General features: G+C 44.9%; 16 protein-coding genes. 3 read left to right on the top strand and 13 right to left on the bottom strand.

Going from position 1 to position 14,249, the window contains the following annotated elements; translation table 11 throughout:
• The first annotated feature begins 65 nt into the window (after positions 1-65).
• Complete coding sequence (gene gntR / locus FIU99_RS19230; RefSeq protein ID WP_019274240.1) at positions 66-1,067, top strand: gluconate operon transcriptional repressor GntR; 1,002 nt, start codon at positions 66-68, stop codon at positions 1,065-1,067.
• Between the two features lie 285 nt (positions 1,068-1,352).
• On the opposite strand, the gene FIU99_RS19225 is transcribed toward gntR, so the two are convergent.
• The gene (locus FIU99_RS19225) at positions 1,353-2,882 is read right to left on the bottom strand and encodes a DUF3612 domain-containing protein (RefSeq protein WP_038158333.1); all 1,530 of its coding nucleotides are present in this window, start codon (positions 2,880-2,882) and stop codon (positions 1,353-1,355) included.
• 161 nt (positions 2,883-3,043) lie between these two features.
• Here FIU99_RS19225 and FIU99_RS19220 point away from each other — a divergent pair, with 161 nt between their 5' ends.
• Complete coding sequence (locus FIU99_RS19220) at positions 3,044-3,619, top strand: malate synthase (protein ID WP_006960573.1); 576 nt, start codon at positions 3,044-3,046, stop codon at positions 3,617-3,619.
• 393 nt (positions 3,620-4,012) lie between these two features.
• Positions 4,013-5,836 (top strand): M4 family metallopeptidase, encoded by a 1,824-nt coding sequence (locus FIU99_RS19215; RefSeq protein WP_019274242.1) that lies wholly within the window; start codon positions 4,013-4,015, stop codon positions 5,834-5,836.
• Between the two features lie 52 nt (positions 5,837-5,888).
• Here the strand turns inward: FIU99_RS19215 and FIU99_RS19210 are convergent, their stop codons facing one another.
• The 12 genes from FIU99_RS19210 to FIU99_RS19155 form a co-directional block, all read right to left on the bottom strand.
• Positions 5,889-6,845 (bottom strand): iron ABC transporter permease, encoded by a 957-nt coding sequence (locus FIU99_RS19210; RefSeq protein WP_152472608.1) that lies wholly within the window; start codon positions 6,843-6,845, stop codon positions 5,889-5,891.
• A gap of 70 nt (positions 6,846-6,915) precedes the next feature.
• Positions 6,916-7,872 (bottom strand): ABC transporter substrate-binding protein, encoded by a 957-nt coding sequence (locus FIU99_RS19205; protein WP_152472484.1) that lies wholly within the window; start codon positions 7,870-7,872, stop codon positions 6,916-6,918.
• Positions 7,872-8,699: an ABC transporter ATP-binding protein gene (locus tag FIU99_RS19200; protein ID WP_172974078.1), complete on the bottom strand. Its 828-nt coding sequence runs from the start codon at positions 8,697-8,699 to the stop codon at positions 7,872-7,874. Before FIU99_RS19200 ends, FIU99_RS19205 begins: the two co-directional genes overlap by 1 nt.
• A 214-nt stretch (positions 8,700-8,913) precedes the next feature.
• Positions 8,914-10,002, bottom strand: coding sequence for a nickel/cobalt transporter (locus FIU99_RS19195; protein ID WP_253899456.1), 1,089 nt, complete (start codon positions 10,000-10,002; stop codon positions 8,914-8,916).
• Positions 10,003-10,023: 21 nt separating this feature from the next.
• Positions 10,024-10,674, bottom strand: coding sequence for a DUF1007 family protein (locus tag FIU99_RS19190; RefSeq protein WP_253899458.1), 651 nt, complete (start codon positions 10,672-10,674; stop codon positions 10,024-10,026).
• Between the two features lie 384 nt (positions 10,675-11,058).
• Entirely contained in the window at positions 11,059-11,310 is a 252-nt protein-coding gene (locus FIU99_RS19185; RefSeq protein ID WP_152472481.1) for a DUF2999 family protein, read from the bottom strand.
• 72 nt (positions 11,311-11,382) lie between these two features.
• Positions 11,383-11,637, bottom strand: coding sequence for a Rho-binding antiterminator (locus FIU99_RS19180; protein WP_152472480.1), 255 nt, complete (start codon positions 11,635-11,637; stop codon positions 11,383-11,385).
• Between the two features lie 2 nt (positions 11,638-11,639).
• Positions 11,640-11,954 carry a cupin domain-containing protein gene (locus FIU99_RS19175; protein WP_152472479.1) on the bottom strand — a complete coding sequence of 105 codons (315 nt, stop codon included), beginning with the start codon at positions 11,952-11,954 and terminating at the stop codon, positions 11,640-11,642.
• A 4-nt stretch (positions 11,955-11,958) separates the two neighbouring features.
• A complete protein-coding gene (locus tag FIU99_RS19170) occupies positions 11,959-12,255 on the bottom strand; it encodes a Dabb family protein (RefSeq protein ID WP_021455366.1) in 297 nt (98 codons plus the stop codon).
• A complete protein-coding gene (locus tag FIU99_RS19165; protein ID WP_040121373.1) occupies positions 12,252-12,779 on the bottom strand; it encodes an O-acetyl-ADP-ribose deacetylase in 528 nt (175 codons plus the stop codon). The genes FIU99_RS19170 and FIU99_RS19165 overlap by 4 nt, the downstream gene beginning before the upstream one ends.
• Entirely contained in the window at positions 12,779-13,756 is a 978-nt protein-coding gene (locus FIU99_RS19160; protein WP_152472478.1) for a D-2-hydroxyacid dehydrogenase family protein, read from the bottom strand. The genes FIU99_RS19165 and FIU99_RS19160 overlap by 1 nt, the downstream gene beginning before the upstream one ends.
• Positions 13,757-13,824: 68 nt before the next feature.
• On the bottom strand, positions 13,825-14,232 hold the full coding sequence (locus FIU99_RS19155) for a VOC family protein (protein ID WP_152472477.1): 408 nt from the start codon (positions 14,230-14,232) through the stop codon (positions 13,825-13,827).
• Positions 14,233-14,249 lie beyond the last annotated feature (17 nt).

The following is a 14,249-nucleotide window of genomic DNA, read 5'->3' as shown; positions in this document are numbered from 1 at the left end:
AAATTCGTTTTGTTTTATGAGTAAAATGTTACCAGTAACATTAAAAGCAGAAAGAAACATCATCAATGGCCAATAAGAAAAAACGCCCTACGTTGCAAGATATTGCAGATAAAGTTGGGGTGACAAAAATGACTGTCAGTCGTTGTCTACGCGACCCTTCTCTTGTCTCTCAAGCAATACAAGAAAAGGTTAATCAGGCGGTGGAAGAGCTGGGATATATTCCCAACCGCGCACCGGATATTCTGTCCAATGCGAAGTCGAATGCTATCGGTGTGCTGGTTCCTTCCTTAACTAACCAGGTTTTTGCTGAAGTGATACGTGGTATTGAATCGGTGACCACACCAGCAGGTTACCAAACGATGATCGCACACTACGGCTACAGTGAAGAGCTTGAAGAAAAGAGCATTGCTTCTCTGCTGTCGTATAACGTTGATGCCATTATCCTCTCAGAGAATGTTCATACCGACAAGGCCCGCAAGATGCTGGAAACCGCATCAATCCCTGTGGTGGAAATCATGGATTCATTCTCGCCTCGCATTGAGCAGGCTGTTGGGTTTGACAACAGGCTTGCGGCTCGTGACATGACAAAAGCCATGTTAGCGCAGGGAAGAGAGAACATTGCGTATTTTGCTGCGCGGATGGATGAGCGGACCCGACTAAAGATGGACGGTTATCAGTTGGCACTTCAAGAGCAGGGAAAAGCGCCAGTTACTCTCCAGACGGAGGAAGCTTCGTCGTTTACCTTGGGCGCTAAACTATTAGGTGAGCTTTTACAAAAGCACCCTGAGGTAGACGGTATCTTCTGTACCAATGACGATTTAGCCATTGGTGCTTTGTTTGAATGTCAGAGGCGTGGAATAAAGATCCCAGAGCAAATGGCGATTGTTGGATTTCATGGTCATGATATCAGTCAGGCAATGACGCCAAAACTAGCGACAGTGATTACGCCACGTGAAGAGATCGGCCAAGTCGCTGCACAGCAATTAATTCAACGCCTTAAAGGTGTTGAAAGCTGGAAAGCTAGTATTGACTTGGGATATCAAATCGAATTAGGAGAAAGCCTGTAATTTGCAAAATGCATTTATTTGATATTTGCATTTTGCAATCAAGTGCAATTTAGAAATGGATTATGCGTATGGTTTTCATGCATCTGATGCAGAAGTGAACAAAAACAATGGTTTTTATTGATAATTAAAGTTGGCACGCTTCATGCTTTAGTAGTGATGACCCTTATTAAGCCGAGGGTCACCTAGCCAACTGACGTTGTTAGTGAACCTTATTTTTGTTCACATTCATATATAGCCAATCACGATTATTGTGATTGGCTTTTTTTCTTTTTAGGCCCTTACAACTCACATCAGTACATTTTCCTGACATCCGTTATAGCAGCTTGGTTTTCGAGGGCACACAGCGCCTCTGGAACAGATCACCCTTGCGTCGGTCTGAATACCTCGCTCAATCCAGTTAATATTGAGAATCTTGGCAATCGTGGTGAACTCTCTTTGGATATGACGAGGAATTGAAGCACTGCCTCCGTTATCAACACACAATGACTTCAGCTCTTCGGCGATACTACGTGAGTCACCACCTTGAGCGTCGATCGCTGGGTTTAAATCGATGCCCGCGCAGAGAACTCGATTGTTGCCCGCAGGGTCAGTCATGTTGACTGATTCACAGCAGTAGATTCTTGGCTCGTCACCAACATTGAGAATAGAGATTTGCGCTGAGCTGCCGTTTTGAGGCTCAGAAAGTCTTCTGAATACCGCCCAGTGCTGACAAGGGTCGTTAACCTTGCGCATGTTTCCCCAAGGAAGCGGGATGCCATTACCGCGATAAACCGCTTTCAGCTTGTTCTGGCCATAGGCATCAAAGTAATGCCAGTGTGGATAAGGTGACACCACCGTCATTCGGCGCATTGCTACAGAAGGGGAAACCCCTGCTTTGAGGTGAACATCAATCTCGTAACCGCTACGGTCGAGCAACTGGCGGAAAGGCACCTTTGGACATAACAGAGCACCAGCAAAAAAGCTCGATTCAAAATCTCGCCATGCTTGTAAAATATCCTGAGAGTTGAGATCTGAGGTTGGTGCGGCTTGGTTGTGTTCTTCCCAGCTATTGGCGTGACCAACAGACAAGACGCTCTTTAATCCCTCTTTACTATGCAGGACACAATGGCCGATGTAGACGGCCAAATCGTATTTCAGGCGAGTCGGGTATTGTTTCAGAATCTCGTTTAAATAGATAAAACCAGGCGGTTCAAAGAAAGAGGTGACGACCTGCTTTGCGCTAACTCCAAGTTCATCGACAATATCTTGTGGTGGACGCGACACCCAGCGGATGGTTAGCCCCATACTACGAGCAATATCCATCAGATCTTCAGCAGACAAATTAAGGCGTTTTAATCCGACTTCTTCTGCAGCACGTTCTAGATCAGGAAAGTGGTTTTGGTTGCTCTCCTGATGGGCACGGATCAATAAGTGAGCAAACTGGCGGCCGGTAATACCGGTTTGAGAGAGCATTTCTGGAATAGCAATTTGTAAAATCTCATTAGAGAAGAGGAAGCTTGGCTCAAGTGCCATTCCACTAATGCCACCTCTATTACCTTTATCAGGTGTGATATCGGCCTGTTCAGGTTCATCATCCAGAAACCAGGTCGGATCTTTTTGGAAAACTTCAGCGATGACCTCCAACATATCAATACTAGGGACACGCTTTCCACGCTCAATCATTGATAGATAGGAGACAGAAGGGGCGTATTCCGGATTAACTCGTATACAGCGAGCTGACAGATCTTCCATGGTTAAATGGTTGCGTTTACGTAGGTTTCGAATCTTGGTCCCTAAAAAGTGGGACTGACGAATTAGACTTTTTGACAGCATCATTTTGTAAAATTCACATTGTAAAATTTTTGTTGTGAAATTGTAGTCAAAATTTCACTAGTATACAAAGTAAGCAAAGTCACAAATCTGCAATCAGTTAAACGCAAGTTTGAAATATTTGCTCTAGGACAGAAAAATTGTGAAATATCCGCGAGGGAAACACTATGAATATGCTTACTTTCGATAAAACAGAAATCCAAAAACAAGACAAGCCATTTATCGCTGAAGCAGTCTTCGCGGTAGAAAAGATGAATTCAAATCAAACCACCGAGAAGCAAGTAAAAGCAAAACAATTGCTAGATCGTCTATTTCCACTTGAGAGTGGCTCACACAAAGACGTTACCGCATATGTTATCGACTATCGCCATGTAATGGCTTATTTCAAAGATGGTAGTCACAGTGGTTTGAAGCACTCTAAACACTTTGTTGCTTACACTGGTGAGAAAGAAGATCCTGAATCTATCTTGTTTAGAGATGGCACAGGAAGCCATGTTGAACTGACATTCGGCAATCATAAAGGCACAGGCTGTGTAGAGTTGGTTGAAATTGATGACATTCAACTAGAGACCTGCACTATGTTCCCTCAGGAAAGCAGTGAAATTTCTGCGATGCGCCATTGGATCAGCTTGGTGAAAGGGGATGAGAAAGGCAAACCACGTGCATGTACTGAAGCAAAAGAGTACACGGCGAAAAATGGTGACGACTATGACCTGGAGTGCTGCTACACACTAAGTCGCTAATCTAACTACAATTAATTCTGTCATTAAAAGCTCCACATTGTGTGGGGCTTTTATTATATCTGATGTTCTGTAAATTAATGAAATAAAAAGAAAAAATGTGACTGAATGTCACGCGTCACTAATGATAGAAATATGTCCGTTTTTAGTGGCATAAAATTATCATTTGTCGCTATCTGATTGTTTTGTTGATCACTTCTTGATCAAATTTTCTCGTATTCAAAATTTAATGAGTAATTCGTGTAGTTTTTTGTTTCCACTGTAAGAATTATAATTTCGTATGTAACTTGCTTGATTGTGCAGCTATCGCTCATGTTATTGGTGCGATTTATCGCAGAGACACTTCCTATTGAGTCGTTGGGGAGAAGGATTTTATACCAATAACAGGAAAGTAAAATGAAACAACGTCAAATGCTTTGGCTGATTGCTGCTGGATTAGGAGTTAGCCTACCAGTTACAGCCGCAGAGATGGTTAAAGTTGAAAACGATGCATTACTACAACAAGCACTAAAAGCTCAGTCAAACAGCGTAGTTCCGTTGGAAACCGGCTTCGCTGAAGTGAAACGAGTCGTTTTACCTAATGGTAAAGTCAAAGTTCGTTATCAACAGACACACATGGGCCTACCTGTGTTTAACACCTCTGTAGTCGCCACTCAGACCAAAAGCAGCCAGAATGAAGTTTACGGTGTCATGGCACAGGGAATCAGTGGTGACTTGGCAACAGTTGCTCCCACTCTGGATGAGAAACAAGCGATCGCAGCAGCGAAAAATGCATTTAAGAAGCACTCTCTTGGGGCTTCTGATGCTCCGTTCGAAAACTCCCAATCGAAGCTGATGGTGTGGCTTGATGACTCTCAAACTGCAAAAGTCGTTTACATGGTAGACTTTTTTGTTGCGGCAAAGGTACCAAGACGCCCATTCTACTTGGTTGATGCTACAACAGGTGAAGTGCTGAAACATTGGGAAGGCATAAACCACGCTCAAGCGACAGGTACAGGCCCTGGTGGTAACCAAAAGACAGGTCAATACAACTTCGGTACGGACTATCCGGGATTTATCGTCGATAAATCAGGCACAACCTGTACGATGAACAACTCAGCGGTGAAAACCGTGGATTTGAATGGTGGTACTTCAGGTAGTACAGCATTCAGCTATCCGTGTAATGACGATACCAATTTCAACGACCACAAGTATGTGAATGGCGCTTATTCGCCTCTGAACGATGCACATTACTTTGGTAAAGTTGTGTTTGATATGTACCAAGACTGGATGAATACTTCACCGTTAACCTTCCAGCTAACCATGCGTGTTCACTACGGCAACAACTATGAAAACGCGTTCTGGAACGGTTCATCAATGACATTTGGCGATGGTCAGAACACATTCTATCCATTGGTTGACATTAACGTGAGTGCACACGAAGTGAGCCACGGTTTCACCGAGCAAAACTCAGGGTTGGTGTACTCCAACATGTCAGGTGGTATGAACGAAGCCTTCTCTGATATTGCAGGTGAAGCAGCGGAATTCTACATGAAAGGTTCTGTTGACTGGGTTGTTGGTGCAGACATCTTTAAGTCTGAAGGTGGCCTACGTTACTTCGATCTTCCATCAAAAGATGGCCGCTCTATCGACCATGCTTCTCAATACTACGATGGCCTGAACGTTCACTACTCAAGTGGTGTGTACAACCGTGCCTTCTACTTGCTGGCTAACAAAGCGGGTTGGGATGTACGTAAAGGTTTCGAAATCTTTACGCTGGCGAACCAACTTTACTGGACAGCAAACAGCACGTTTGATGCAGGTGCTTGTGGCGTAGCCAAAGCAGCAGCTGATATGGGTTACAACGTATCGGATGTTGAAGATGCATTCACTACAGTAGGTGTAAACGCGTCTTGTGGTACAACGCCTCCACCAACCGGCGATGTACTCGTAAAAGGTACGCCAGTGACTGACCTAGCGGGTGCACGCTCTTCTGAAACTTTCTACACGTTCACTGTTGATTCAGCGTCTAGCGTTGCAGTTTCTATCTCCGGCGGCACTGGAGATGCGGATCTGTACGTAAAAGCGGGCAGCAAACCAACTACTAGCAGCTACGACTGCCGCCCTTACCGTTACGGTAACACTGAACAGTGCAGCCTATCAGCAACACCAGGTACAACTTATCACGTGATGCTAAGAGGTTACTCTAGCTACTCTGGCGTGACACTAAGATTAGACTAATAAAAAAACACAACATCGTAAGTGAAAGGGCTCCATCTGGAGCCCTTTGTTTTTATCGAGTTGGCCTTTTCCACACTAGGTAAAGCACGAACACACCACCTAATGCTCCAGTGACAATACCGACAGGCAATTCTTGAGGTGCCAGAATTGTTCGGCTTGCTATGTCACCAAACAGCAGTATTACTGCCCCCCAGACTGCAACTAATGGAAGTGCGAGTTTATGAGTCATTCCAGAAAAAGGACGAACCAGATGGGGGACCATGAGCCCGATAAAACCAATAACTCCAGTTAGGGCGACAATTGCAGCGGTACAGAAAGCGCAACAGATAAAAATTTCGCTTCGCAGCCGATGTACATTTATCCCTAAAGACCGTGTTGTTTGCTCACTGACGAGTAAAGTATCTAAGTCGCGATGGCGATACAGCGCGAGTACAACAACGCATAGTAATCCCAGCGCAGCGAAAATTAAGTTGTCCCAACGAGCTAAACCCAGGCCACCCATCGTCCAGAATAGAATGGAGCTAGCAGCGCGCTGATCGCCAGAAAAAATTAAAAAGCTGGTTAGGGCGCTAAACAAAAAAGAGATGGCAAGGCCGCAGAGAACCAGATCGTTGTTACCGCGCTTTTTCTGAGTTGAAAAAAGAAATAACACAGTCGTTGCTGAGACAATACCACCGGAGAAAGCCGCTATGGGAAGTGACCAAGTGCCTAGCGTATTTCCAAGAGAGGTTATCACTAAAACCGCGCCCGCAGATGCTCCGGAGGAAAGGCCAAAAATGAAAGGGTCCGCCAGATCATTTCGTGTCGTTGTTTGCAGCAAAGCACCAACCATCGCTAGTCCTGCTCCTGCGATTATGGCTAGCAATGCACGGGGTAATCGCAAATCAACCAAAATAAGACTAGTCATCGTGGCTTCTTCACTGTTAAACGAAGCCAGACTGCGTACAACCTCATGGAATGAGATTGGCACAGAGCCGTGCATCAAACTCAGAGCAAATGAAACCAGCATAGCACTGATTCCAAGTAGCCATGCTAGGTGGTATTTAGAGATTGGCATAGAGACCAGCACTAACGTTAAGCTATTGCGGGAAAAACGCATTGGATAACTTCTCAATAGCTTCTATGTTGGCAGGCCCCGGGGTGAGTTGTTCATAGCGGAGTTTGACGTAGCGATGAGCTTTCACGGCGTTAGTGTGCTTCATAAGAGGGTGCTGTTCCAGAAAGTTTTTCAGTGCGTCAGCACCGCTAGCTGTCTGATAATCGAGTAGTATGATGACATCAGGGTTCTGCTTAGCAACATACTCCCAAGAGGTAGTTGCCCAACTTGCTTCCATGTTGTCGGTAATGTTTTTGCCTCCGGCTTTCTGAATCATTGCGTTAGGCATTGCATACTTACCAGCTGTAAAAGGCTTATCTTCTCCTGAGTCGTACAAGAATACCTTTGGAGAGGCTTCCCCTGAGTTAGCACTTTTATGTTGTACTGCCTCAACTCTCTGCTTCCAGGCTTTCACCAACTTGTTTGCTTTGTCTTGACGGTCAAAGATGACTCCAAGCTTTTGTACGTCCTCATAAAGTAAGTTCATACTAGCTGCTTGTAAGGACTTATCCATGTGAATGCAGCTTTCGGATAAAACCAGAGTGTCTATCCCGTATGGTTTTAAGCTTTTTGGTGTAACTTCGCCACCGACTTTCATTCCATAGTTCCAACCAGCAAAAAAGAAGTCAGCTTTTGATGCAATTAATGTCTCAAGAGAGGGGTATTTTGCAGCCAGCTCTGGGATGTTACCCAGCGTGCGCTCGAAAGTGGGAGACATTTTGTACCAGCCTGTAATGCCTGTAACACCAACCATGCTGTCTTGTAGGCCGAGAGCAAAAGCCATTTCAGTCATATTGATATCGTGAAATACGGCATGAGTCGGGCGGGCATCAATTGTCAGAGGGCTACCACAATTATCAACTGTGACTGGGTAGTGCGTCACTGCAGCGTTGGCTGTGGCCAGTGGAACAAACAGGATTGGTAACATAAACCACTTCATTAGGCGGCTCCTTTTGATAAGTTAGAGTGGCGATGGGGCGTGGCTTCGAAATGGAAAACCACGCTATTGGTTTGTGGATGGCTGAAAGTAAATACGTCGAGTCCGAACACCGGAGCGATGAACTCATTTCGCAAAACGATATTCGGAGCAGCGCATACCAACATTTTTTGTTCAGACATGAGTAGCACTTTATCTGCAAAAGGAGCGACTAGAGTCAAATCATGCAGGACCACGATCGCCGCAATTCCTCTTCGTTTTACAAGTTCAAGTAACTCTATGCGTGCTAGTGGATCAAGGTGATTGGTCGGTTCATCTAATAGCAGTAACTCTGGCTTCTGAGCGAACGCACGCGCAATATTCGCTCGCTGCAATTCACCTCCAGAAAGAGACCCAAGAAGGCGATGTTCCATCTTTAACAAGCCGACGTCTTCTAACGCTTGGTTGACGGCAGCCTCATGTTCTTGGATCGAGCAGCAGAATGTGTGAGGTACTCGTCCGAGTCTAACGTACTCGCGGACAGTTAATCGTGGGTCGGCGTTTTCATGTTGTGCAACAATGGCGATCGTCTTTGCTAATGTTTGCGGAGTTTGGTCTTCGAGGTTTGTGCCGCAAATTTTTAACTCGCCACTGGTAACTTGGTATTCGCCAGAAAGGGCCTTCAGCAAACTAGACTTACCACTTCCGTTGGGGCCGATTATTGCAATACATTCGCCTGCTTTGATGTTTAAACTTACTTCGTTAACCGCTCGCCAACCTTGAGGGCCACAAGCGGAAAGCTGTGAAGCGAACATAACGGTCTGAGATAACTTTTCCATAAAACCAAACATTAAGTGTGATGTTATAACATAACATTTAATGAGGTTGAATTGTCAACAAAGTTTTTAATTTTCTAAATAGGATTGAGATAGATTCTAAACCTGCTGGATGTGTGTACATGTCCACAATCTAATCCGGCTTAGTTAGTCCGCGATTGGATTGAAAGTATGGTATATCCCAACATGCCCATATAGACCTATATTGCGTGGCAGTGCGAGTAACGTTCTAGACTGAGAAAACGGGAGACATGCCGTAATTTTCTCCTGCCATTAGTAAAACACCGATAACAATGAGAAGTATGCCACCAATAAGCTGGATGTAGGATCCAGTAACACTCCACCCTTTGCTTTTGCTGTTAGCCTTAACGAGGTAGCGCTTAACTACATGTTTGCCAGTCAATGTCATCATAGCAATCATAGACGTAGTAAGAGCTGTTCCCGCAGCCATCAGTATGGCACTGAGTACGCCCATCCAATACAAGCCAGCAACGTTGGCAAAAAGCAGCACCATAATTGCACCAGTACAAGGTCTAATGCCAATAGTGCTAATAATGGCAAGATATTCGCGCCATGTGGACGCCTGATTAATGGCATCAGCATCAGCTACGTGGTTGTGCCCACAACCGCACGTGTTGCTATGTTGATGTGCTGATTGAGTAAAGTTGCTATGAGGAGCGCTTAGCGAGCTATTTCCAATTGGTGCTAGTTTCCCTGAGAAAGGCGTGGCGAGTGGTGTTACTGAATTTACCCGAATTCGTGGTTTGCGTATCGACTTATATATATTTTTCAGAGCTTTGTACATGATCAACCCACCGAATAAGGCGACCAGACCAAAGCTGAATGTCACGAAAAGCGAAGCTTGCTGGTTGACTACCCGCATCGAGGCATTAAACCCCCACACTAAGACCGTCACCAAGGTAATGGCGACTATAGCCTGAAGCATGGCGGAAACAACCGTTATCATCAAGCTCGCTTTTACTTTAGTTGGGTGAGTAGCCAAGTATGTGGTCACAATTACTTTTCCATGTCCGGGGCCAAGCGAATGAAGCATGCCATACAAGAAGCTAAAGCCAATCAGGTAGCTACCAGCTATGAGCGTGTTTTCTTTCGCATCGTAGAGTAAGTCTGCAAGCTGACTATTGACCTCTCTTTGCCAGTGCGCCGTTTTTACGACCAGTGTAGGCCATGCGAGCCAGAGCTGATAAAGGCATACAGCTAATATTGCTGTGACTGCAAGGGCGACCAGCCAAGCTTGATAAGGACGTAAAGGCGTGCTTTCTTGACGCGCCGGAGTATTAATCGTCAGCGGTTTCATATTTGTACTCATGATTCATGTTTAGATGGAAGGGATGCTCGCACAGTGGATTTTGACGGTCTGGGTAAACAGCTGTCCTAATGCATTATCTGGGTCTGCATCCGCTGGTAATGACATTGCATAGCTCATCTGTTCAGGAGTAGGGTTTGGTTCAATCATCTCTAAATCACACTGTCGATCCAGTTCTGGAGACAAAACCACGTCATTGGATGATTTCCAGGCCATATCGACATAGTAACTGGGTTCGAAAATAAGTAAGCGTAGAGAATCTCGTGTCACGGGTTGGGGTTTTGAAAGAGGCAGTTCGAAGCTCAGAACGAGTTTTGACCGATTACGGGCTAGAGTCCCTTTCTGAGCGACTTTGTATTTGATAGGCGCTTCGCCATCATAGAAATAGGTAAAGTAGTGTTCATACAGCATATTCTCTAGCACAGAGGCGGATACCTCTTGCAAAGATGATTGCTCATTTTCAGCGCTCATATCTTTTCCGTCTAACATGTAGGCGGATGTCATCGCGTCAAATGTCCACTCCATCTTCAAACTTGTGATCATTCCGTTTTTGCCTTGAATATAGGTCTTCAAATCGATCCAAGAGTGAGGGTGGGCCTGTACTGAGGGAGCAATAATCAATGCGAGAAAAAGCCCGATCTTATTGCACCTACTTTCTTGCATACGATCATGGTGATCTGAAGAGAAGCTATTTTTAGTACCAGAGATTCGTTTTATAAGGCGTATACATGGCTCGAAGAAGCCGTCGATTTTGCTCATTTGTACTGTAATAATAATGATTTTGTTATGTTATAACATATGATTGCTGGTGGGCAAAAAAGTTCAATATTAGAAATTTGTACAGCGCTATAATCGAGGACTAAGCATACTCAGATTAGATTAAGAGTTAAGTGATTCATCTGGGAGAGTAGATGGCTTTTTCAGTCGATGAGATTCGATGTCATTGTTGAGTAGTATTACCGGTAGCCAATCTGATTATCAAAAGTCCTCCTGATATAAAAAAGCCGCCAATCAAAAGATAGGCGGCTTCTCTAGACTGATTTTTGCTTATTGCTGAAGCTTCGATTTAGCTTCTTCGACTTTAGATAAGTCTAGACCAAGCTCTTCAACAGCTTCTTTAATTAGCGCTGGATTTTGCATTACTTGGCCCATAAGAAGTTGTAGCTTCTCTTGTGGTAGACCAAGTTGGCTGATGGTTGCCATGGCTGCTAGAGGGTTCTGTGTCAACGTCTGAAACAGTTCGTTGATTTGCTCGTTGCTGATGTTGTTCTCTTTCAACGTCTCTAGAATTGGGTTCATCAAATTACCTTTTTACCACTAAATGAAATAGAAGCTCAGTCTAACATCAAGCTAATGAAGGTTGTACTAGCACTAACTGACCTGAGTGAATTTTATGTCTTTGAAATGCGGGTTTTCTATCAAGGCTGTCATAGAAACCAAGGCTTCGGTCGGTAGCTGTGTTTCACCCGTTGCTGTCGCGATGACGATGGACTCCCTTCGATGGGCATCATAGCTGGTTGTCATCGCTTTGCCTTCAACAATCTGGCCCGACTCCGTCACTAACCGAACAGGGATATGATAGAGGCAGGCTATTTCGATGTAATCGTATTGGTTACAAGAGATCATGCTCAGTCCTTATAAAAGATGGCAAGCCAGATCGTTTCTTCATCTGGCGTGGTGTAGCTGACTCTATGCTTAGTATGGGCCGGTATTTTGATATGGTCACCAGCCCTCAGCTCAACTTCCTTTCCGTCAGGGTACTGGAGGCGAGCGTAGCCTGTTAGCACCACGACCCATTCATGTTCGTCTTGGTCATACCAAAAATCTGGTTCGGATCTTTGCCCCTTTGAGATGATGCGCTCAAGGCGAAAAGAATAACCGGACAGGAGGTCTTCAAAAATTTCTTCTGATAGGTCATCAGGGATGGATTGTAAAAGGTTCATCGCATCATACCGTGTAATCAAACACCACAATGTCTTCAAGGATTGGTCTGAAAATCTCTTTCAAAGCATCATGCTCTGGGTGGGGCAGGTAACGGTCTCGACCTGCTTCATCAGCGAACGTCATCATAACGCAGTGGGTGTAGTGCTTATTTTTTCCTTCTGGGCTGTCATTGAGCCCCCATTCTACGCTATCGACACCTTCAATTTTGGTTGGCATGGATAGAAATGAAGCCTTGAGCTCTTCAATTTGCTGTGATGAAGCATTCGATTTAAATTGAATAAGTAGAATATGTCTGATCATAAGTGTTCCTGAATGAGTGTCTTCTGAACGTGTTGCCAGATGGTCATCATTTCTTCACCAAAAAGGTAAAACTGAATGTCCAGCTGAGCAAATTGGCTCTCTGTGCATACCGTTAGCGCAATCTCGGCGGCTTCCTGTAATGGATAACCATAAACGCCGCAAGAAATTGCTGGGAAGGCAATGCTTAGGCACCGATGAGTAAGTGCCAGCTTAAGCGATTCACGATAGGCAGATTGCAATATTTGTTCAGGATTAGCAACTTGATGATAAATAGGGCCGACAGTATGAATAACATATTTTGCTCTTAATTTACCTGAGGTGGTTATTCTTGCTTGGCCTGAAGGACAACGCACACCATCAACGGCTTCTACCTGCTGGCAGGCTTTCAGGAGCTCTGAACCTGCTGCTCTATGAATTGCACCATCAACGCCTCCGCCACCCAGCATCTTTGGGTTAGCCGCATTGACGATAGCATCTACTTGAGCTCGAGTGATATCTCCGTTGATGAGTGTGATCATGACCATTACTCCAGAATATAGGCGTTGGCGATGTTGCTATAGTCACCTTTAGCGAAGGAGAGGATATTGTCAAAGGCGTGTTGAAAGTAGAGCTCATAACTGCCTTGCTCTACGTAGCCTAAGTGTGGTGTTGCAATCACGCTGGGTAAACTCAATAGAGGTTCGTTGTCTTTTGTCGCGGGCTCATAGTCAAAAACATCCACGGCGGCTTGTTTGGTTGGAGCCGTAGCCAGTGTTTGATAGAGCGCATTTGGCTCAATGAGTTCAGCCCGACTGATGTTAACCAGCAACGAATCCGACTTCATTGCGTCTAAATCTTTCTGACTGACAATGTGTCGTGTTGCATCGTTAAGTCTCAGGTGCAGTGAAATCACATCGCATTGTTCAAAAAAGGTTTCTCGACTGTTTGCGGCTTGGTAACCCATCTCTATAGCATTTTGCCTGGAGGATTCACTGCCCCAGACCATCACATGCATTCCAAACACTTCAGCGTATTTAGCGATGCGTTGTCCGATTTTACCAAAGCCCCAAATGCCAAGGGTTTGTCCATTTAGTGTCCGCCCTAATGTAGGCTGTCCAGATTGTTGCCAGTGCCCTTGCTTGAACCGTTCGAGGTAAGCAGGAATATGGCGACTGGCTGCCATAATTAATGACCAACACAACTCAGACGGAGCAATAGGGGAACCAATGCCTTCGGCAACAGCCACCTGATGTTGATCGCAATCCGTTAGGTTTAGGTGATTGCTGATTTTTCCGGTCTGGCTGATGAGTTTAAGGTTTGGCAGGTTTTTAAGCAGATTGGGAGTGATGATGGTGCGTTCTCGAATCAGAACTAATACTTCAAACGGTTGAAGCTGTTCGATCAATTGACTCTCGTTTGAGGGGATGTCAGAAAAAACAGTGACATCATGGTCATTCAGTTTTTTATAACAGTCTAAGTGACGAACTTGATCTTGATAGTCATCCAATATTGCAATACGCACAGCACAGTCCTTTTAACCAATGAGGTGCATATATTAAAAGAGATGATCCAAGAAATGTAGCGATAGTGTTAAGTCAATATTTGCGCTTTGAGCTCGACCACATTTCCCTCTGGATCATGAATATATATTGAGCGACCAAAGCCTTGAGCACCGTATCGTTCTGCAAAGGGTTGATAGATAAGCCCGCATTGGTCGAGATAGTTAAGCAGAGCGTTCTCTTCTAGTGGCGCGATTTGAAGGCAGAAGTGATCGACATTGCGACCATTCTGGCTGGGCGCTTTACCACCCAGTTTACCCAGCGTACTGTCGACGCAAACCAAGTCAATGATGGCGCTACCTGCGCGAAGCTGTGTTAGGCCAAGTTCTGGAAGTTCGCGTTCGATAGGGCAGTGTAAAATATCTCGATAGAAGTGAAGCATATCTTTGATGTTACTCGTCCTTAGAACGATGTGATCTAACCCTTTCACTTCAATCATGTTGGTGACTCCCTAAA

It is taken from the genome of Vibrio sp. THAF64 (genome assembly GCF_009363455.1).
In the GTDB taxonomy this organism is placed as follows: Bacteria; Pseudomonadota; Gammaproteobacteria; order Enterobacterales; family Vibrionaceae; genus Vibrio; species Vibrio coralliilyticus.
The sequence above is the reverse complement of the archived record's forward strand: the minus strand, read 5'-3'. Positions and strand labels throughout refer to the sequence as shown.

What these genes read in the sequence shown, in the direction of transcription:
- gntR (WP_019274240.1), top strand. Translation starts at nt 66, where the DNA reads ATGGCCAATAAGAAAAAACGCCCTACGTTGCAAGATATTGCAGATAAA.
- FIU99_RS19225 (WP_038158333.1), bottom strand. Translation starts at nt 2,882, where the DNA reads ATGATGCTGTCAAAAAGTCTAATTCGTCAGTCCCACTTTTTAGGGACC.
- FIU99_RS19220 (WP_006960573.1), top strand. Translation starts at nt 3,044, where the DNA reads ATGAATATGCTTACTTTCGATAAAACAGAAATCCAAAAACAAGACAAG.
- FIU99_RS19215 (WP_019274242.1), top strand. Translation starts at nt 4,013, where the DNA reads ATGAAACAACGTCAAATGCTTTGGCTGATTGCTGCTGGATTAGGAGTT.
- FIU99_RS19210 (WP_152472608.1), bottom strand. Translation starts at nt 6,845, where the DNA reads ATGCTGGTTTCATTTGCTCTGAGTTTGATGCACGGCTCTGTGCCAATC.
- FIU99_RS19205 (WP_152472484.1), bottom strand. Translation starts at nt 7,872, where the DNA reads ATGAAGTGGTTTATGTTACCAATCCTGTTTGTTCCACTGGCCACAGCC.
- FIU99_RS19200 (WP_172974078.1), bottom strand. Translation starts at nt 8,699, where the DNA reads ATGTTTGGTTTTATGGAAAAGTTATCTCAGACCGTTATGTTCGCTTCA.
- FIU99_RS19195 (WP_253899456.1), bottom strand. Translation starts at nt 10,002, where the DNA reads ATGAAACCGCTGACGATTAATACTCCGGCGCGTCAAGAAAGCACGCCT.
- FIU99_RS19190 (WP_253899458.1), bottom strand. Translation starts at nt 10,674, where the DNA reads ATGCAAGAAAGTAGGTGCAATAAGATCGGGCTTTTTCTCGCATTGATT.
- FIU99_RS19185 (WP_152472481.1), bottom strand. Translation starts at nt 11,310, where the DNA reads ATGAACCCAATTCTAGAGACGTTGAAAGAGAACAACATCAGCAACGAG.
- FIU99_RS19180 (WP_152472480.1), bottom strand. Translation starts at nt 11,637, where the DNA reads ATGATCTCTTGTAACCAATACGATTACATCGAAATAGCCTGCCTCTAT.
- FIU99_RS19175 (WP_152472479.1), bottom strand. Translation starts at nt 11,954, where the DNA reads ATGAACCTTTTACAATCCATCCCTGATGACCTATCAGAAGAAATTTTT.
- FIU99_RS19170 (WP_021455366.1), bottom strand. Translation starts at nt 12,255, where the DNA reads ATGATCAGACATATTCTACTTATTCAATTTAAATCGAATGCTTCATCA.
- FIU99_RS19165 (WP_040121373.1), bottom strand. Translation starts at nt 12,779, where the DNA reads ATGGTCATGATCACACTCATCAACGGAGATATCACTCGAGCTCAAGTA.
- FIU99_RS19155 (WP_152472477.1), bottom strand. Translation starts at nt 14,232, where the DNA reads ATGATTGAAGTGAAAGGGTTAGATCACATCGTTCTAAGGACGAGTAAC.